This window comes from Pseudomonas sp., from assembly GCF_030690725.1.
Lineage (GTDB): Bacteria > Pseudomonadota > Gammaproteobacteria > Pseudomonadales > Pseudomonadaceae > Aquipseudomonas.
Map to the genome: position 1 here is coordinate 102,390 of NZ_JAUYGD010000044.1, position 18,719 is coordinate 121,108.

At 62.3% G+C, this 18,719-nt stretch carries 15 protein-coding genes and 2 pseudogenes; 15 read left to right on the forward strand and 2 right to left on the reverse strand.

The window, feature by feature from the left end; genetic code table 11:
* Nucleotides 1–28: 28 nt before the first annotated feature.
* The 8 genes from Q8O69_RS11245 (at nt 29) to Q8O69_RS11280 (ending at nt 9,636) form a co-directional block, all read left to right on the forward strand.
* Entirely contained in the window at nt 29–592 is a 564-nt protein-coding gene (locus Q8O69_RS11245; protein WP_304868279.1) for a cupin domain-containing protein, read from the forward strand.
* A 267-nt stretch (nt 593–859) separates the two neighbouring features.
* A complete protein-coding gene (locus Q8O69_RS11250) occupies nt 860–2,431 on the forward strand; it encodes an ABC transporter substrate-binding protein (RefSeq protein ID WP_305592210.1) in 1,572 nt (523 codons plus the stop codon).
* A gap of 216 nt (nt 2,432–2,647) precedes the next feature.
* On the forward strand, nt 2,648–4,018 hold the full coding sequence (locus tag Q8O69_RS11255; RefSeq protein WP_305592140.1) for an OprD family outer membrane porin: 1,371 nt from the start codon (nt 2,648–2,650) through the stop codon (nt 4,016–4,018).
* A 17-nt stretch (nt 4,019–4,035) separates the two neighbouring features.
* On the forward strand, nt 4,036–5,625 hold the full coding sequence (locus Q8O69_RS11260; RefSeq protein ID WP_305592142.1) for an ABC transporter substrate-binding protein: 1,590 nt from the start codon (nt 4,036–4,038) through the stop codon (nt 5,623–5,625).
* A gap of 131 nt (nt 5,626–5,756) precedes the next feature.
* Complete coding sequence (locus Q8O69_RS11265; protein ID WP_305592144.1) at nt 5,757–6,767, forward strand: ABC transporter permease subunit; 1,011 nt, start codon at nt 5,757–5,759, stop codon at nt 6,765–6,767.
* A gap of 10 nt (nt 6,768–6,777) precedes the next feature.
* The gene (locus Q8O69_RS11270) at nt 6,778–7,680 is read left to right on the forward strand and encodes an ABC transporter permease subunit (protein WP_305592146.1); all 903 of its coding nucleotides are present in this window, start codon (nt 6,778–6,780) and stop codon (nt 7,678–7,680) included.
* A 10-nt stretch (nt 7,681–7,690) separates the two neighbouring features.
* Nucleotides 7,691–8,665: an ABC transporter ATP-binding protein gene (locus tag Q8O69_RS11275; protein ID WP_305592148.1), complete on the forward strand. Its 975-nt coding sequence runs from the start codon at nt 7,691–7,693 to the stop codon at nt 8,663–8,665.
* Nucleotides 8,665–9,636, forward strand: a complete 972-nt coding sequence (locus tag Q8O69_RS11280) for a peptide ABC transporter ATP-binding protein (protein WP_305592150.1) — start codon at nt 8,665–8,667, stop codon at nt 9,634–9,636. The genes Q8O69_RS11275 and Q8O69_RS11280 overlap by 1 nt, the downstream gene beginning before the upstream one ends.
* Nucleotides 9,637–9,666: 30 nt before the next feature.
* Here Q8O69_RS11280 and Q8O69_RS11285 read toward each other — a convergent pair whose 3' ends face one another.
* Nucleotides 9,667–10,443 carry a YdcF family protein gene (locus Q8O69_RS11285; RefSeq protein ID WP_305592152.1) on the reverse strand — a complete coding sequence of 259 codons (777 nt, stop codon included), beginning with the start codon at nt 10,441–10,443 and terminating at the stop codon, nt 9,667–9,669.
* Between the two features lie 26 nt (nt 10,444–10,469).
* Complete coding sequence (locus Q8O69_RS11290; RefSeq protein WP_305592154.1) at nt 10,470–10,913, reverse strand: hypothetical protein; 444 nt, start codon at nt 10,911–10,913, stop codon at nt 10,470–10,472.
* 244 nt (nt 10,914–11,157) lie between these two features.
* On the opposite strand from Q8O69_RS11290, the gene leuS reads away from it, so the two are divergent.
* The 7 genes and pseudogenes from leuS to Q8O69_RS22190 form a co-directional block, all read left to right on the forward strand.
* Complete coding sequence (gene leuS, locus Q8O69_RS11295) at nt 11,158–13,770, forward strand: leucine--tRNA ligase (RefSeq protein ID WP_305592156.1); 2,613 nt, start codon at nt 11,158–11,160, stop codon at nt 13,768–13,770.
* A 72-nt stretch (nt 13,771–13,842) separates the two neighbouring features.
* Nucleotides 13,843–14,454, forward strand: a complete 612-nt coding sequence (gene lptE, locus Q8O69_RS11300; protein WP_305592158.1) for an LPS assembly lipoprotein LptE — start codon at nt 13,843–13,845, stop codon at nt 14,452–14,454.
* A 39-nt stretch (nt 14,455–14,493) separates the two neighbouring features.
* A complete protein-coding gene (gene holA / locus Q8O69_RS11305; protein WP_305592160.1) occupies nt 14,494–15,528 on the forward strand; it encodes a DNA polymerase III subunit delta in 1,035 nt (344 codons plus the stop codon).
* A gap of 82 nt (nt 15,529–15,610) precedes the next feature.
* Nucleotides 15,611–15,769: an alternative ribosome rescue factor ArfA gene (gene arfA / locus Q8O69_RS11310; protein WP_275961914.1), complete on the forward strand. Its 159-nt coding sequence runs from the start codon at nt 15,611–15,613 to the stop codon at nt 15,767–15,769.
* A gap of 82 nt (nt 15,770–15,851) precedes the next feature.
* Nucleotides 15,852–17,135 carry a lytic murein transglycosylase gene (locus tag Q8O69_RS11315; protein ID WP_275961915.1) on the forward strand — a complete coding sequence of 428 codons (1,284 nt, stop codon included), beginning with the start codon at nt 15,852–15,854 and terminating at the stop codon, nt 17,133–17,135.
* Nucleotides 17,136–17,272: 137 nt separating this feature from the next.
* Nucleotides 17,273–18,049: pseudogene (locus tag Q8O69_RS22185) on the forward strand (PAS domain-containing protein); the annotation flags it as partial.
* Nucleotides 18,050–18,151: 102 nt separating this feature from the next.
* Nucleotides 18,152–18,589: pseudogene (locus Q8O69_RS22190) on the forward strand (methyl-accepting chemotaxis protein); the annotation flags it as partial.
* Between the last annotated feature and the right edge of the window lie 130 nt (nt 18,590–18,719).

Consider the following 18,719-nt stretch of genomic DNA (forward strand, 5'->3'; position numbering starts at 1 on the left):
TGGCGCTCTTTCAGCACGAGCCAGGGTTATGACCGCAGATCGCATCGGAGAACGTTTGCGCCGCTACCGGCGGGCCGCGAAGAAGACCCTGAATGAAGTCGCAAGCGAATCGGGGCTCACCGCCAGCTTCCTCTCCCAGGCCGAGCGCAACCTGACCGGCATCTCGATTTCCTCATTGGCCAGCATCGCCAAGTCGCTCGACATCCCGCTCAACGTGCTGTTCGATCAACCGCCGCAACCTGAACCCGACTCGCACCAGGGCGAACGGGTGCGCTACACCATCGAAGGCCAGCCCCTGGCCTATGAGCGGCTTTCCAGCAGCTTCCCGGGCAACCAGCTGAACGCAGTAAAAATGAGCATGCCAGTCGGCTACCAATCCGAGCTGATCGCCCATGAAGGTGCCGAATTTGCCTACGTGTTATCCGGCAAGATTCTCTACACCATCGACGGCCGCCAGTACCCATTAAGCGCGGGCGACTCAGTGCACTTCGATGCCGGCAAGGCCCACCGTCTGGCCAATGTCGGTAACGAGGTAGCGGAAATGCTGGCCATCACCACCCTCAGCCTGTTCGACGACCACAGCACGCCCTGACCCCGATAACGGGTGCACGCTAGCACAGTGTGATGACAACAAATGTTAGTAGCGCTTAATTTTTGTTGACCTCAATTTCAGCATGACTTAATTTCGAGCGCGACAGGTTGCTGAGCGTTTTCGCTCCACCGCAGCTCTGGGCCGGCCTATTCACCCGATAGGGCGGAACGCAGCGGTGCTGATCACAGCCCACGAGGCTGACCCTCAATGACGCCCAAAAAAAGAATAAATGAGGTACTCATGCGCACTCACACGTCCATCCAGGCCATGCTCGTTGCCGGACTGTTTCTCGGCTCGACTTACGCATCCGCCAGCAACCTCGTGTACTGCTCCGAAGGCAGCCCCGGCGGCTTCGACCCAGGCCAGTACACCACCGGCACCGATTTTGATGCAGCCTCGGAAACTCTGTTCAACCGCCTCGCCCAGTTCGAGCGCGGCAGCACCCTGGCCGTACCGGCCCTGGCGACTGAATGGCAGGCCAGTGAAGACGGCCTCAGCTATATCTTCAAACTGCGTCCCGGGGTGAAATTCCACAGCACCGACTACTTCACCCCCAGCCGCACGTTCAACGCTGACGACGTGGTTTTCACCTTCCAGCGCATGCTCGACAAGGATCATCCATTCCGTAAGGCCTATCCGACCGAGTTCCCCTACTTCACCGACATGGGTCTGGACAAGAACATCGCCAAGGTGGAGAAAGTCGACGACCTCAGCGTGCGCTTCACCCTCAATAACGTGGACGCGGCCTTTATCCAGAACCTGGCGATGAACTTCGCCGCCATCCACTCCGCCGAATACGCAGAGCAGTTGCTCAAGGCCGGCAAGGCCGCCGACATCAACCAGAAGCCGATCGGCACCGGCCCGTTTGTGTTCAACCGCTACCAGAAAGATGCGCAGATCCGCTTCAAGGGCAACAAGGACTACTGGCTGCCGGAAGATGTGCAGATCGACAACCTGATCTTCGCCATCAACACCGACGCCTCGGTGCGTGCGCAAAAGCTCAAGGCTGGCGAATGCCAGGTCACCCTCAACCCGCGCCCGGCTGACCTTGCCGCGCTGCAAAAAGACCCGAATCTGCAGGTGCCGAGCCAGCCTGGCTTCAACCTGGGTTACATCGCCTACAACGTGACCCGCGCCCCCTTCGACAAAGTCGAAGTGCGTCAGGCACTGGACATGGCCATCGACAAACCGGCGATCATCAGCGCGGTCTACCAGGGCGCCGGGCAACTGGCGGTCAACGCCATGCCACCGACCCAGTGGTCCTATGACGAAAGCATTAACGCTATCCCGCAAGACATCGAGCAAGCCAAGGCCCTGCTCAAGCAAGCTGGCGTTACCGAAGGCACCAAGATCACCCTGTGGGCCATGCCCGTGCAGCGTCCGTATAACCCCAACGCCAAATTGATGGCCGAAATGCTCCAGGCCGACTGGGCCAAGGTCGGCATCAAGGCAGAAATCGTCAGCTACGAGTGGGGCGAGTACATCAAGCGCGCCCATGCCGGCGAGCATGACGCCATGCTGATTGGCTGGACCGGCGACAACGGTGACCCGGACAACTGGCTGGGCACCCTATACGGCTGCGACTCGGTCAACGGCAACAACTTCTCCAAATGGTGCGATGCCGGCTACGACAAGATCGTCAAGCAGGCCAAGGCCGTTACCGATCGCGACGCCCGCAGCGAGCTGTATCAGCAGGCGCAGCAGATCATCCAGCAACAACTGCCGATCTCCCCGATCGCGCACTCAACGGTCTACCAGCCCATGCGCAACAGCGTAGAAGGCTTCGAGATCAGCCCCTTCGGGCGCAACAGCTTCTACGGCGTCAGCAACAAACGCTGAGAACGTGCACCAACGGCGGGCCAGTGCGCCCGCCGAACACCTAATAAAAACGACTGTATTCCTCGTCCGGCCACCACCGGCTGAGTGTTTCGTAGCTGCCAAAACGTTCGCAAGAATGCGCTTTCCGAGCGTTGCCGGGGCTGTTTCGCCCCTGCGACAGGTAGTCCGTATGAGCACTCCTTGCCTAATAAAAAAGCCGTTACAGGAGCCCAACAGATGACATTCGCCCTTCGCACCAGCATTCCTTTAAGCCTCGCCCTGCTTGCCCTCAGCGGTTACAGCCAGGCTGCCGAGATCAGCAACCAGGCCGACAACGCCAGCGGCTTTTTCGCAGGCCAGAGCCTAACCCTCAGCACCCGCAACTTTGCCGCCCGTGAGCGTTTCAAGGGGCACTTCGGCCTGAACATCCCCAAGGATGGCGGCCCGCAGTTCACCCAGTCGCGCGACACCTGGGTGCAGGGCACACAGCTCAAGTACAGCTCCGGTTACACCCAGGGCACGGTCGGTTTCGGCATCGATGTGGCGGCGTTCAATGCCATCAACCTGGAACGCGGCAAGGGCCGTATTGCCGGCGGCGGCAACCGCACCCTGGCCGACAGCAACGGTCATGGCCAGGAGCACTGGTCCAAACTCGGCATCGCCAACCTGCGCGCGCGTATTTCCCGCAGCGAACTCAAAGCCGGACGCTTTATGGTCGAGACGCCGGTGTTCAACTCCATCGGCAACCGCGCCCTGCCCTCCAGCTTCAATGGCGTCGGACTGGTCAGCGAAGAGCTGGACAACCTCAGCCTGCAGGCGGGGAGCTTTCGCCGCACCAGCCCGCGTACCGGCGCAGGCGATGAAGCCCTGACCACCGAATACGGCACTCGCCAAGCCGAAGGCGAGCGCTACAACTACCTGGGCGGCAACTACAAGGCGCTGGATAACCTAGAAGTTGCGCTGTATGGCGGGCGTTTTGAAGACATCTGGGACCAGTACTACCTGGGCATTACCCACGACCTCGGTGACCGCGAGCAACTGTCCCTGCGCACGGCCTTCAACGGCTACCACACCCGTGACAGTGGCGCGCGTGAAGCCGGTTATATCGACAACAACACCTGGAGCCTGGCCTTCACCCTTGGGCATCAGGCTCACGACCTGACCCTGGCCTGGCAACAGGTCGATGGCGATGAATACTTTGATTACGTGCACGAAACGTCCGCTATCTACCTGGCCAACTCGCTGCTTTCCGACTACAACGGCCCGAACGAGAAATCCGCGCAGATCCGCTATGAAACGGATTGGAGCTATTTCGGCATACCCGGGCTGAGCACCATGGCCTGGTACGCCAAAGGTTGGGATATCGACGGCACCCACTACGACGGCGGACGCAATGGCGCCCACGCCAACTACGCCGACGTGCTCAGCCAGGACGGTGAAAAACACCGCGAGTACGGGCTGATGGCGAGCTACAAGGTGCAGAGCGGAACCATCAAGGACAGCACGTTCAAGGTCACCTATATGTCGCACAAGGCCAGCCAGAACCAGGCTGATGGCAGCGTCAACGAGCTGCGCATCGTCAGCACCCTGCCCTTTGACCTGCTTTAAGCACCGGGAGAATCAGCATGCACTTGAACCTACGCCACCTCCCTCTGCTACTCGCTTTCGGCTGCACAGCCATCCAGGCAAAACCACTGGTGGTGTGCACCGAGGCGGCGCCGGAAGGCTTCGATATCGTGCAATACACCACGGCGGTAACCGCAGATGCGGCGTCTGAAGCGCTGTTTGATCGCCTGGTGCGCTTCAAACCCGGCACCACCGAAATCGAGCCGGCCCTGGCCGAGCGCTGGGACATCAGCCCCGATGGGCTGAGCTACACCTTCCACCTGCGTAAAGGGGTGAAGTTTCACCACACCGCCTGGTTTACCCCCAGCCGCGAAATGAACGCCGATGATGTGCTCTGGAGCATCCAGCGCCAGCATGACCCCAAGCACCCTTGGCATGCTCAGGCCAACCGCGGCTTCCCGTATTTCGAGGCCATGGAATTCGGCAAGCTGATTGCCCGCATCGAAAAACTCGACGAGCACCGCGTGCGCTTCGTGCTCAATCAGCCGCAGGCGCCCTTCCTCGCGGATATGGCCATGGGCTTTACCTCGATCTACTCCGCCGAGTATGCCGAGCAGCTACTCAAGACCGGCAAGCAGGAGCTACTCAACAGCCAACCGGTCGGCACCGGGCCGTTCGTGCTGCAGCGCTACGCCAAGGATGCTCAGGTGCGCTACAGCAGCCACCCGGACTACTGGGATGGCGAGCCGGCGTCGGAAAAACTGCTGTTTGCCATCACCACCGACCCCAATGTGCGCATCCAGCAGCTGCGCGCGGGGGCCTGCAATATCGCCCTGTATCCGCGCCCCTTTGATATGCCGGCGCTCAAGGCCGATAAGCAATTGAAGGTACTGGAGCTGGATTCGCTGCTGACCGCCTATGTTGCCCTCAATGTGCGCCATAAACCGCTGGACGATGTGCGCGTGCGTCAGGCGATCAACCTGGCGTTCGACAAGCAGGCCTACCTCGGTGCGCAGTTTGGCGCCGACGGTGCAAGCCCGGCCGTCGCGCCCTACCCCTCGACGCTGCTTGGCTATGACAATCAGCTTGAGGGCTGGCCCCACGACCCTCAGCGCGCCCGTCAATTACTCGCAGAAGCAGGCCACGCGAATGGCATCAGCCTGTCGATCTGGACGCGCCCAGGCGGCGGCCCAACCAACCCCAACCCATCACTCGGCGCACAGATGCTGCAAGCCGACCTGGCGGCAGTCGGCATTAAAACCGACATCCGCGTGATGGAATGGGGCGAGCTGATCAAGCGCGCGAAGAACGGCGAACACGACCTGGTGTTTATGGGCTGGGCCGGCGATAACGGCGACCCGGATAACTTCCTCACCCCCAACCTCTCTTGCGCCGCCGCGCAGAGCGGCGAGAACCAGGCCGGCTGGTGTGATAGCGAGTTCGACAGATTGATCACCCAGGCCCGGGAAACCATCGAACCACAGCAGCGCGCTGCGCTGTACCGCCAGGCGCTGGGAATTTTCCATCAGCAGGCACCGTGGATTCCCCAGGCTCACCCCAAGCAATTCAGTGCGGTCAGTGGTGATGTCGAGGGTTTTACCCTCAGCCCCATGGGCTCGAACAATTACGCCAAGGTAAAGCGGCACTGATTCTGCAAGCCGTACTCAAAACAGGGGCCACTGACGCGCACCAGCTGCGCGCCAGTGGCAGATCGACACAATATGCCCGCGGCCCACGTAGCCGTTGGCGCGAATACACTGATGCGGAGTAACAAACACCCATGTTTGCTTTTATCGCACGCCGCTTGGGATTGCTGATCCCCACCTTCTTCGGCGTTACCTTGCTGACCTTTGCACTGATCCGCATGATCCCCGGCGACCCGGTGGAAGTGATGATGGGCGAACGCCGGGTCGACCCGGAAATGCACGCCCAGGCCATGGAGCGCCTGGGTTTGAACAAGCCGCTGTATGCCCAGTACTTCGACTATATCGGCAAGCTGGCCCAGGGCGACCTGGGTGAGTCGCTGCGTACCCGCACCAGCGTCTGGGACGAATTCACCACGCTGTTTCCCGCCACCCTGGAATTGTCCCTCGCCGCCCTGCTGTTCGCCGGCACCCTGGGGCTGATCGCCGGAGTGATTGCTGCACTGAAACGGGGCTCGCTGTTCGACCATGGGGTGATGGGCATATCGCTGGCCGGTTATTCCATGCCGATTTTCTGGTGGGGCCTGCTGCTGATCATGTTCTTCTCGGTATGGCTGGGCTGGACGCCCGTGTCCGGGCGCATCGACCTGCTGTACGACATCCCGCCGGTCACCGGTTTTATGCTGATCGACACTTTGCTCAGCGACGAAGAAGGCGCATTTGTCGACGCCCTGCGCCATCTGATCCTGCCGGCCATCGTGCTCGGCACCATCCCGCTGGCGGTAATCGCCCGCATGACCCGCTCGGCGATGCTCGAAGTGCTGCGCGAGGACTATGTACGCACCGCCCGCGCCAAGGGCCTGTCGCCGGCCCGCGTGGTGTTTGTGCACGGCCTGCGTAATGCACTGATTCCGGTGCTCACGGTGTTCGGCTTGCAGGTCGGCGCGCTGCTGGCCGGTGCGGTACTGACCGAAACCATCTTCTCCTGGCCGGGCATCGGCAAATGGCTGATCGAGTCGATTGGCGCGCGTGACTACCCGGTGGTGCAGAACGGCATTTTGCTGATCGCCTGCCTGGTGATCTTGGTCAACTTCGTGGTGGACATCCTCTACGGATTAGCCAACCCACGCATTCGCCATCAGCGCTAAGGAGAGCTCAATGACCATGCACGCCACACTCGACCAATCGCTGTTCTACCCTTCGCCGCTCAAGGAATTCTGGCAGGCCTTCGCCCACAACAAGGGCGCAGTCGCCGGGCTGGCCTTTATGATCCTGCTGGTGATCTGTGCACTGTTTGCGCCGTGGATCGCGCCGCACGACCCCAGCGAGCAATACCGCGAATTCCTGCTCACCCCACCGGCCTGGCTGGAAGGTGGCCAGTTGCAGTTCCTGCTGGGCACCGATGAAGTCGGCCGCGACCTGCTGTCGCGGCTGATTCATGGCGCGCGGCTGTCGCTGCTGATCGGCCTGGCCTCGGTGCTGATGTCGCTGATTCCCGGCATCCTTCTCGGGCTGGTCGCCGGTTTCTTTCCGCGCCTGCTCGGCCCGTCGATCATGCGTCTGATGGACATCATGCTGGCCCTGCCTTCGTTGCTGCTGGCAGTGGCCATCGTCGCCATCCTCGGCCCAGGGCTGATCAACACCATCTTCGCCATCGCCATCGTCTCGCTGCCGTCCTATGTGCGCCTGACCCGCGCCGCCGTGATGGGCGAGCTGAACCGCGACTATGTGACTGCCGCCCGCCTGGCCGGCGCCAGCCTGCCGCGGCTGATGTTTATCACCGTGCTGCCCAACTGCATGGCACCGCTGATCGTGCAGGCCACCCTGAGCTTTTCCTCGGCGATTCTCGATGCCGCCGCCCTGGGCTTTCTCGGCCTCGGCGTACAACCGCCAACGCCTGAGTGGGGCACTATGCTGGCCTCGGCGCGCGACTATATCGAGCGGGCCTGGTGGGTGGTCAGCCTGCCGGGCCTGACCATTCTGCTCAGCGTGCTGGCAATCAATCTGATGGGCGACGGGCTGCGCGATGCACTCGACCCGAAACTCAAGAATGCGCAGTGAGGAACCCCGCATGAGCCTGTTGGATATCAAAAACCTCAGCGTGCGCTTCGGCGACGCCACTGCCATCCCGGTGGTCGACGGCCTCGACCTGTGCGTAGAAAAGGGCGAAGTGCTGGCGATTGTCGGCGAGTCCGGCTCCGGCAAATCGGTGACCATGATGGCGCTGATGGGCCTGATCGACGCCCCCGGCATCGTCACGGCCGACAGCCTGCAGTTCGACGGCACCGACATGCTGCGCCTCAAGGGCCGTCAGCGTCGGCATATCATCGGCAAGGACCTGTCGATGGTCTTTCAGGACCCGATGACCGCACTCAACCCCAGCTTTACCGTGGGTTTTCAAATCGAGGAAGTGCTGCGCCAGCACCTTGGCCTCAAGGGCCAGGCCGCCCGCCAGCGCGCCTTGCAACTGCTCGACAAGGTGGAAATCCCCGCCGCCGCCAGCCGCCTGAATGCCTACCCGCACCAGCTTTCCGGTGGCATGAGCCAACGGGTGGCGATTGCCATGGCGATTGCCGCCGAACCGAAACTGCTGATCGCTGACGAACCGACCACGGCGCTGGATGTAACCATTCAGGCGCAGATCATGGACCTGCTGGTCAACCTGCAACGCGAACAGGACATGGGCCTGGTGCTGATCACCCACGACCTGGCCGTGGTGGCCGAAACCGCGCAGCGGGTCTGCGTAATGTATGCCGGGCAAGCGGTGGAAATCGGCAGCGTGCCGCAGCTGTTCAACGCCCCCAGCCACCCCTACACCGAGGCGCTGCTCAAGGCGATTCCCGAGCACAGCCAGGGCCAGCGCCGCCTGACCACCCTGCCCGGCATCGTTCCTGGGCGCTATGACCGCCCGGCAGGCTGCCTGCTGTCACCACGCTGCCCCTACGCCCAGACCCATTGCCGTGAACAACGGCCGACCCTGGATGCCCATGAACGTGGCGCGGCGCGCTGCTTCTACCCGCTCAATCTGACTGCGGAGGTGGCCTGATGAGCGCCGTCCTGACTGCCCGAGACCTCACCCGTCACTACGAAATATCCCGCGGCCTGTTTCAGCCCAACGCTCATGTACAGGCGCTCAATGGCGTGTCCTTTGAATTACAGGCGGGCAAGACCCTGGCGGTGGTCGGCGAGTCCGGCTGCGGTAAATCCACCCTGGCCCGCGCGCTGACATTGATCGAGGAGCCCAGTTCGGGCTCGCTGCAGATCGCCGGGCAGGAGGTAACTGGCGCCAACAAGGCCCAGCGCAAGCAGCTGCGCCGTGATGTGCAGATGGTTTTTCAAAACCCCTACGCCTCGCTCAATCCGCGGCAGAAGGTCGGCGACCAATTGGGTGAACCGCTGCTGATCAACACCGGGCTGTCACGCCTGGAACGGCGCGAGCGGGTGCAGGCGATGATGCAGCAGGTCGGCCTGCGCCCCGAGCAATACCAGCGCTACCCGCATATGTTCTCCGGTGGCCAGCGCCAGCGCATCGCCCTGGCGCGGGCGATGATGCTGCAACCCAAAGTACTGGTAGCGGACGAACCGACTTCGGCGCTGGACGTATCGATCCAGGCCCAGGTGCTCAACCTGTTTATGGACCTGCAGGAGCAGTTCAACACCGGCTATGTGTTTATCTCGCACAACCTCTCGGTGGTGCGCCATGTCGCCGATGATGTACTGGTGATGTACCTCGGCCGCCCGGTGGAAATGGGCCCCAGCGAGCTGATCTACAACCGTCCGCTGCATCCTTACACCCAGGCGCTGCTGTCGGCGACGCCGACCATTCATCCTGATCCGAGCAAACCGAAGATCAAGATCAGTGGTGAGCTGCCCAACCCACTGTCGCCCCCCAGCGGCTGCGCCTTCCATCAACGCTGCCCGCACGCCAGTGAACGCTGCCAGGTTGAACAGCCGGCGCTGCGCCTGCTCGATGCGCGGCAAGTGGCTTGCCACCATGCCGAGCAGATCAATAGCTAAATGATGTGAGCCCCGGCCAGCCGGGGCTCACTATGGCGCAGCTGTACCTGGGTAGAACAGCCGATAGCCCAGTAGGCCAACGGCCTCGTTAAGCAGTAAGCCGTTCTGCCAAACCGCCTTGCTTTCCGGCAGCCAGCCACCGGCAGGCCGGCCATTGGGCGTACCGAGAAAGCCCATCGGCGCGCTGATTACCTGCAAACCCGCCTGTTCGAAACTCCAGCGTGACCTGGGCATATGCCAAGCCTGGGTCACCAGCACCACGCGAGTAATCCCCGCCTGTTTCAGCAGCTCAGCGCTGTGGGTCGCATTCTCCCAGGTGGTGCGGCTCAGGCCTTCCTGCCAACGCACCGGCACTTTGTAATCGCGCGCCAGCACCTCAGCCATCAACGCTGCTTCGCTGGGCGGTACGCCATAGTGCAACCCGCCGCTGGTCAGCAGCGGCAAACCCGAAGCCTTGGCCAGCCGCGCCGCGAAACGCACCCGCTCCAACGCCATCAGGCTGGGTTGATCAGCGCCCCAGCCAGGGTCAGCCAGCTCACGCCCGCCACCCAGAACCACAATTACTTCAGCCTGCCGAGCCAAGTCAGCCCATTGCCGCTCATTTAATGCCGGCTCGGTTTCCAGCATCCGCGCCGAATACTCGACCACCACCGGCAGACTAAACAGCCACATACCGCCCAGCCCGGCAACCAGGCAGCCTGCCGCCAGCCGTGGAAAACGCCGACGCAGCCACCAGGCGGCCAGCAGCAAAAGCAGGAACAGGCCAGGCGGAAGGAAGAACTGTTTGAGGATGTAGCGAATCGGCATTGAGCACCTCCATGGGTGCGCGCAGCCTACCGATGATTGCTCGCCCGAAACAACTGCGAACCACAGGCTTTGCAGGCCTGCACGCCATTGCCGGACTGCCAGCCGGCCAGAGTGCCGCACAGCGCGCAGCACAACTGTAAACGGCGTTTAAGCAGCGGTTTGATCTTGCCGGGCAGCGCGGCGGTGGGTTTGTGGCCGGTGCGGCCGACCTTGCGTGAGCTTGGTAGCTGCTCGATCTGCGCCATTTCCTGCGCGGCGGCATGCCAGCCGCGCAGCCAATCCAGGTCGCGATCCAGATAAGCGCGGATCAGCTCCATTTCCGCCGCCGTCAGGCCGCGCAGTTCCAGTTCCAGGGGCGGTTGTGCGGACAGCGCACTCAGGCTGTCTGCCTCATCCAAGGCCATGGCAAGGCGTTGCAGCAGCCGCTCATAAAGCCCGCCCCCCGCTGCACCACGCCGAAACTCCGCCATCCTTCACCTCGCCCCGGAGCAGGCTGCTGCTCCATATAGCAAGCTTAGCGTTCGCGCTTTAACCGGCGATGCCTCGCGACAAACGGCGCGACCGGCTAGGGCGGCCGGCGAGGTGCAGCTGACTAAGTGCAGCCGGCTAGGCCGCCGTAGCTGGAGCGCGGCGCAATCAGGGTTTCCCTGAATAAGCGGGGCTCATGTATGCTACGGCGTTTCCCGCAAGCCCTTATTCCCAGCGCCGGTAGCCATGCAAGAACAGTACTCGCCCCGTGAAATCGAAGCCGCCGCGCAGTCCCATTGGGACGCGCAGAAATCCTTTGTAGTGAGCGAACAGCCGGGCAAGGAGACCTTCTACTGCCTGTCGATGTTCCCCTACCCGAGCGGCAAGCTGCACATGGGCCATGTGCGCAACTACACCATCGGTGATGTGATCGCCCGCTACCAGCGCATGCAGGGCAAGAACGTGCTGCAGCCAATGGGCTGGGACGCTTTCGGCATGCCGGCGGAAAACGCCGCAATGAAGAACAAGGTCGCACCGGCGAAGTGGACCTACGAAAACATCGAATATATGAAGACCCAGCTCAAGTCGCTGGGCCTGGCCGTCGACTGGACCCGCGAAGTCACCACCTGCAAACCCGATTACTACCGTTGGGAACAGTGGCTGTTCACCCGCCTGTTCGAGAAAGGCGTGATCTACCGCAAAAACGGCAGTGTTAACTGGGACCCGGTCGACCAGACCGTACTGGCCAACGAGCAGGTGATCGACGGCCGCGGCTGGCGCTCGGGCGCGGTGATCGAAAAGCGCGAAATCCCCATGTACTACTTCAAGATCACCGCTTACGCGGAAGAGCTGCTGAGTAGCCTGGACGAACTGGATGGCTGGCCGGAACAGGTCAAGACCATGCAGCGCAACTGGATCGGCAAAAGCTTCGGTGCCGATGTGGTGTTCGACTACGACCAGGCCAGCGTCGGCATCGACGGCCAGCTCAAGGTCTACACCACCCGCCCCGACACCCTGATGGGCGCGACCTACGTCGCAGTGGCCGCCGAGCATCCGCTGGCCCAGCGCGCCGCTGCGAGCAATCCGGCTATCGCGGCGTTTATCGCCGAATGCAAAGCCGGCTCCGTGGCCGAAGCCGATATGGCCACCATGGAGAAGAAGGGCGTTGCTACCGGGCAATTCGTTGTTCATCCGCTCTCCGGCGACAAGCTGCCGGTATTCGTCGCCAACTATGTGCTGTGGGGCTACGGCGAAGGCGCAGTGATGGCCGTGCCTGCGCACGACGAGCGTGATTTCGAATTCGCCAACAAGTACAGCCTGCCAATCACCCAGGTGTATGCCGGTGAAGGCAAAGAATACGACGCCGCTCAATGGCAAGACTGGTACGGCGACAAGGCTGGTCTGAGCACCATCAACTCGGGCAAGTACGACAACCTCGACTTCAGCGCAGCCTTCGACGCTATCGTTGCTGATCTGGAAGCCAATGAGCATGGCGCGCGCAAAACCCAGTTCCGCCTGCGCGACTGGGGCATCAGCCGCCAGCGTTACTGGGGCTGCCCGATCCCGATCATCCATTGCGATACCTGCGGCGACGTACCGGTACCGGAAGACCAACTGCCGGTCGTGCTGCCTGAAGACGTAGTGCCGGATGGCGCCGGCAGCCCGCTGGCGCGTATGCCCGAGTTTTACCAGTGCACGTGTCCGAAATGCGGCGCACCGGCCAAGCGCGAAACCGACACCATGGACACCTTTGTCGAGTCGTCCTGGTATTACGCCCGCTACGCCTCCCCGCATTACACCGGCGGCATGGTCGACCCTGAGGCTGCCAATCACTGGCTGCCGGTGGATCAGTACATCGGCGGTATCGAACACGCGATCCTGCATCTGCTCTACGCGCGCTTCTTCCACAAGCTGATGCGCGATGAAGGCCTGGTGTCATCGAATGAGCCGTTCAAGAACCTGCTGACCCAGGGCATGGTGGTGGCGGAAACCTACTACCGCACCCTGGAAAACGGCGGTAAGGACTGGTTCAACCCGGCCGATGTCGAGCTGGAGCGTGACAGCAAAGCCAAGGTCATCAGCGCCAAACTGAAAAGCGATGGTTTGCCGGTGGAAATCGGCGGCACCGAGAAGATGTCCAAGTCGAAGAACAACGGCGTCGACCCACAGTCGATGATCGATCAGTTCGGCGCCGACACCTGCCGCCTATTTATGATGTTCGCCTCGCCGCCCGACATGAGCTGCGAATGGTCCGATTCCGGCGTTGAAGGCGCCAACCGCTTCCTGCGCCGCGTCTGGCGCCTGGCGCAAAACCACGTCAACCAGGGCATCGCCGGCGCACTCGACCTGGCCAGCCTGGATGACGAGCAGAAGGCCGTGCGCCGCGCGATTCATCTGGCGATCAAGCAGTCGAGCTTCGATATCGGCCAGCACCACAAATTCAACACCGCCATCGCCCAGGTGATGACGCTGATGAACGTGCTGGAGAAAGCCGCACAAACCACAGCTCAGGACCGCGCCCTATTGCAGGAAGGTCTGGAAGCGGTGGCGCTGCTGCTGGCGCCAATCACGCCGCATATCAGCCATCAGCTGTGGCAGGAACTGGGCCACGACGAGGCCATCATTGATGCCGCCTGGCCACAGGTGGATGAGTCTGCCCTGGTGCAGGACAGCCTGACCCTGGTGATCCAGGTCAACGGCAAGCTGCGCGGGCAGATTGAAGTGCCGGCCAGCGCCAGCCGCGAAGAGGTCGAAGCCAGCGCCCGCAGCAACGAGAATGTGCTGCGCTTTACCGAAGGCCTGAGCATTCGCAAGGTCATCGTGGTGCCAGGCAAACTGGTCAACATTGTTGCCAACTGACTAGTCGCCAACTGATTAAGCTCGGCGCGACCGCACAACGGCGCGCCGCAAGACACGCCAAGGGGATAAAAGATGATCAAACGGAATCTGTTGGTAATTGGCCTGGCTACCCTGCTCAGCGCTTGCGGCTTCCAGCTGCGCGGCACCGGTGACGTACAGTTCGCCCTCAAGGAACTGGATGTCAGCGCACGCAACGCCTATGGCGAAACCGTCAACGAAGTGCGCGACGTGCTGCAGAACAACGGCGTCAAGGTCTACCCAGGCGCGCAGTACCGCCTGGTATTGAGCAACGAGCAGGAAAATCGCCGCGCCGCCAGCTTCACCAGCTCGGCCCGCACCGCCGAGTACGAGCTGAACAAAACCCTGGAATACGAGATCCGTGGCAGCAAAGACCTGCTGCTGATGAGCGACAAGCTGGAAGCCCAAAGTTTCTACACCCAGGACGGCAACAACCTGATTGGCGGTGACCAGGAAGCCGCGCAGCTGCGCCAGGAAATGAACCGCGAACTGATCCAACAACTGGTGCAGCGCCTGCAACAGATCAGCCCAGCGCAACTGGACCAACTGCAGCAAGCCGCAGAAGCCAAGGCCCAAGCCGAAGCCGATGCCCTGGAAGCCGCTCGCCAGCAACAGGCGGCGCAACCGCAGCAGTCGCCGATTCAGCTGCCGATTCCCGCCCAGTAAGCTCGCCGGGCCGCGCCAGCGGCCCAGCTCTGCGCCCCCATGAAACTTAACTCCGCACAACTCGGCAAACACCTGCAGGGCAACCTGAGCCCGGTGTATGTGGTCAGTGGCGACGAGCCACTGCTCTGCCAGGAAGCCACCGACGCCATTCGCGCCGCAACCCGCCAGCAGGGTTTCAGCGAGCGCCAGGTGTTCAACGCCGACAACAACTTCGACTGGGGCAACCTGCTGCAAGCCGGTGCCAGCCTGTCGCTGTTTGCCGACAAACGCCTGCTTGAGCTGCGCCTGCCCAACGGCAAGCCCGGCGACAAGGGCGCTGCGGCGTTGCTCGAATACCTCGCCCGCCCCGCCGAAGACACCGTACTGCTGATCAGCCTGCCGAAACTCGACGGCAGCGCGCAGAAGACTAAATGGGGCAAAGCGCTGATCGAGGGTGCGCAGACGCAGTTCGTACAGATCTGGCCGGTCGATGCCAACCAGCTGCCGCAATGGATTCGCCAGCGCCTGGCGCAATCGGGCCTCAGCGCCAGCGCCGAAGCGGTGGACATGATTGCCGTGCGCGTCGAAGGCAACCTGCTGGCTGCCGCCCAGGAAATCGAAAAGCTCAAGCTGCTCGCCGAAGGCACGCAGATCGACGTCGACACCGTGCATGCCTCGGTCGCCGACAGCGCGCGTTTTGATGTATTCGGCCTGATCGATGCGGCCCTCAATGGCGAAGCCGCCCACGCTCTGCGCATGCTCGAAGGCCTGCGCGGTGAAGGCGTCGAGCCGCCGGTGATTCTCTGGGCCCTGGCCCGGGAAATCCGTCTACTGGCCAGCATCGCCCAGCAGTACAGCCAGGGTACGCCGCTGGAAAAAGCCTTCAGCTCCGCCCGCCCGCCAGTCTGGGACAAGCGCCGTCCGCTGGTCAGCAAAGCCCTGCAACGCTTATCCGCCGCCCGCTGGGCCGCGCTGCTGCAGGATGCCCAGCAGATCGACGCACAGATCAAAGGCCAGGCGGCCGGCGATCCCTGGAGCGGCCTGAGCTTGTTGACCCTGAACATTTGCGGCCAACGCCTGGGCCTAACCCGCTAGCGCCCAGTCTCTGGACTTTTAGCTGCATGCGGATCATGCTTCGCCCGCCTGCGACGTGCAGGCCATTTACCGAGGAACCGTCATGGCGAAGAAAGCCAAACGCGGCCCCAACAAGGCCAAATCCCTGATAGCCCAACCGCTGTTTCGCTCACGCCAGGAAACACCCGGCAAAGGCAAAGGCAGCTACCGCCGCGAAGCCTCCCAGCAAAACTGGGAGGCTTCATACGTTCTGGCCGCCTGAAAAGCCCGCCACAGCCCGCTAGCACCCGCACATCAGTTCAATCATGCTAAGGTTACGGCCTGCAAAATGTGCCGAGATCACCATGCCTTACCTGCTTCTTCGGGGCCTGTCCCATAGCGCCATCGCCTGCCTCCTGCTGCTTCTGACTGCCTGCGCCGAAGCGCCGGCCCAGCCGCTTGCAGCCGCGCCAGTCACGACTAGCGCAGTACCCGCCAGCCCAGCCGCTAGTGTGGCCAGCAGCCCAACCCCGTTACTCAGCTTCGATGAATGGCGCATGCTGCTGCGCAGCGATGCCATCGCCGCCGGGATCGACGCAGCACTGTTCGACCGCACATTCGCCGGCATCACCCTGGACCCCAGAGTCGTTACCTCCGACAACAGCCAGCCGGAGTTCACCCGTCCGGTGTGGGACTACATTGATGGCGCCGTGTCCGTCTCGCGTATCGCCCAAGGCCGCCTACTCAAAGCGCAGCATCGACCAACCCTAAAAGCCATCCGCCGCGCCTACGCCGTCGACCATGAAGTGCTGATCGCGATCTGGGGCATGGAAAGCAATTACGGCAGCAATATCGGCAGCCATAACGTCATCCGCTCCCTCGCCACCCTGGCCTACGACGGCCGCCGCCAGGTGTTCTGGCGCAGCCAGTTGCTGGCCGCACTGCAGATCCTGCAAGCCGGCGACGGCCCAGCGCAGGGCCTGATCGGTTCATGGGCGGGCGCTATGGGGCAAACCCAGTTTATGCCGACCACCTTCAATCAACATGCCGTGGATTTTGATGGCGATGGCAAGCGTGATCTGTGGAACTCCACCCCTGACGCCCTCGCCTCTGCCGCCCACTACCTGCAAGCCTCGGGCTGGGAAAACGGCCAACCCTGGGGCTTTGAAGTGAATCTGCCGCAGGGCTTCGATTACGCCCTGGCCGACCCGGAAGTACGCCGCAGCCTGGCGCAGTGGCGCATCCTCGGGATCAACCCGGTCAGAGCCATTGATACCAACGAGCAAAGCCAGGCCACGCTGTTTCTGCCTGCGGGCCATCGCGGCCCGGCGTTCCTGCTGCTGAACAACTTCCGCAGCATTCTCAAGTACAACAACTCCACCGCCTACGCACTGGCCATCGGCCTGCTCAGCGATGCGCTGGATGGTAACCCCGGCGTGCAGGCCGCCTGGCCACGTGGCGACCGCCAACTGGGCCGCAGCGAACGCATCGAACTGCAGGAACTGCTGGCCAGCAAAGGCTACGAGCCAGGCCCGGCGGACGGCATCATCGGTGCCAACACGCGCAAGGCCGTGCGCGCCTTTCAGCAATCTCAGGGGCAGCCTGCCGATGGTTACCCCAGCCATGAGCTGCTGCAGCAACTCAGGTAAGCACCCGCGCAGCGCCTGACGCTGCGCCCTGCTGCTCAACTACACTTGAGCAACGGTATTTGCTGCCGATAACCCGCTAAGGACGAGCTCAACTCACTCAGGGATCAGCCAACCTTTGTTTTACAAGGTGCCTTGCGATGTTCAACAACAAATTGAAAGAGGAGCTGGCCGAACTGCGTGAAGAGCTGGCCAGCCTGCGGCAGATCCGCGACTCGATTTACAGTGAAATGCTGGTAATCGAGATCGACCCGAGTGGCAAGATCCGCAACGCCAACGACGATTTTCTTCGCGAGATGTACTACGAGCGCAGCACCCTGCTGGGTCGCACGCTGGAATCACTGATCCCCACCTCGTTCCATAACGAACCCAATTACCGGAACCTGCAGCAGGCCCTGCGCCAGCGTGAACACCTCAATGGTGCTTTTCGCCTGCTGCGCGGCAACGGCCAGGAAGCCTGGCTCCGCGCCGTCTGGCAGCCCGTGCTGAATGGCCGTGGCGAGCTGCTCTATTTCGCCTGTTTCGCCACCGACCTGACCCGCACCATCGCCACCTCCCGCGAGCACGAAGGCCTGATCGATGCACTGCTGCGCTCCACCGCGGTGATCGAATTCAACCTGGCCGGTGAAGTTCTCACCGCCAACCAGCGTTTTCTTGATGGCATGGGTTATCGCCTGGAACAGATCAAGGGCAAGCATCACCGCCAGTTCTGCGAAGCCGAGGAATACAACTCGCAGACTTACCAGGCCTTCTGGGCCAGGCTTAACCGCGGCGAGTATATCGCCGGGCGCTTCAAGCGCATCGACAGTGCGGGCCGCACGGTCTGGCTGGAAGCCTCCTACAACCCCATCGTCGATAACCACAACAAGCTTTATAAAGTGGTCAAATTCGCCACGGTGATCACCGACCAGGTCAACCAGGAAGCGGCCGTGGCCAATGCCGCCAACATGGCCTACAGCATCTCGCAGCAAACGGACGCCAGCGCCAACAAAGGCGCCAACGTGGTCAGCCAGACCGTCGCAGTGATGCAGCGCATCGCCCAGCAAATGCAGGACGCCAGCGAGGGCATCGAGGCCTTGGACAAGCAGTCGCAACTGATCAGCACCATCATGCAGACCATTCGCGGCATTGCCGAACAGCCCAACCTGCTGGCCTTGAACGCGGCCATCGAAGCCGCGCGGGCCGGCGATCAGGGCCGCGGCTTCGCCGTGGTGGCCGACGAAGTGCGGCAACTGGCCGGTCGCACCAGTCAGGCCACCGAGGAAATCGTCGACGTGGTGCAAAGAAACCAGAGCCTGGCCCAGCAGGCAGTGAGCAGCATGGCCAGCAGCCGTCAGCAGGCCGAACAAGGCCTGGACCTGGCCAACGAGGCGGGCACGGTCATTGTGGAAATTCAGGAAGGCGCCAAGCAGGTGGTACAGGCCGTAGAGCAGTTCGCCAGCCAGTTGCAGCAGTAGCCCCTGTGCACTTGCCTGCGGGCCGCCTGCCTGAACCGCACGGCGCCCGCCGGACTGAACGGTCAGCTTCTGTGATAAGCTGCGCGGCGGCCACAAGCCGCCTCGTCCACGGAGCCTCTAGCGGAGCCCA

Coding starts and splice junctions, on each gene's coding strand:
- Q8O69_RS11245 (WP_304868279.1), top strand. CDS start 29: ATGACCGCAGATCGCATCGGAGAACGTTTGCGCCGCTACCGGCGGGCC.
- Q8O69_RS11250 (WP_305592210.1), top strand. CDS start 860: ATGCTCGTTGCCGGACTGTTTCTCGGCTCGACTTACGCATCCGCCAGC.
- Q8O69_RS11255 (WP_305592140.1), top strand. CDS start 2,648: ATGACATTCGCCCTTCGCACCAGCATTCCTTTAAGCCTCGCCCTGCTT.
- Q8O69_RS11260 (WP_305592142.1), top strand. CDS start 4,036: ATGCACTTGAACCTACGCCACCTCCCTCTGCTACTCGCTTTCGGCTGC.
- Q8O69_RS11265 (WP_305592144.1), top strand. CDS start 5,757: ATGTTTGCTTTTATCGCACGCCGCTTGGGATTGCTGATCCCCACCTTC.
- Q8O69_RS11270 (WP_305592146.1), top strand. CDS start 6,778: ATGACCATGCACGCCACACTCGACCAATCGCTGTTCTACCCTTCGCCG.
- Q8O69_RS11275 (WP_305592148.1), top strand. CDS start 7,691: ATGAGCCTGTTGGATATCAAAAACCTCAGCGTGCGCTTCGGCGACGCC.
- Q8O69_RS11280 (WP_305592150.1), top strand. CDS start 8,665: ATGAGCGCCGTCCTGACTGCCCGAGACCTCACCCGTCACTACGAAATA.
- Q8O69_RS11285 (WP_305592152.1), bottom strand. CDS start 10,443: ATGCCGATTCGCTACATCCTCAAACAGTTCTTCCTTCCGCCTGGCCTG.
- Q8O69_RS11290 (WP_305592154.1), bottom strand. CDS start 10,913: ATGGCGGAGTTTCGGCGTGGTGCAGCGGGGGGCGGGCTTTATGAGCGG.
- leuS (WP_305592156.1), top strand. CDS start 11,158: ATGCAAGAACAGTACTCGCCCCGTGAAATCGAAGCCGCCGCGCAGTCC.
- lptE (WP_305592158.1), top strand. CDS start 13,843: ATGATCAAACGGAATCTGTTGGTAATTGGCCTGGCTACCCTGCTCAGC.
- holA (WP_305592160.1), top strand. CDS start 14,494: ATGAAACTTAACTCCGCACAACTCGGCAAACACCTGCAGGGCAACCTG.
- arfA (WP_275961914.1), top strand. CDS start 15,611: ATGGCGAAGAAAGCCAAACGCGGCCCCAACAAGGCCAAATCCCTGATA.
- Q8O69_RS11315 (WP_275961915.1), top strand. CDS start 15,852: ATGCCTTACCTGCTTCTTCGGGGCCTGTCCCATAGCGCCATCGCCTGC.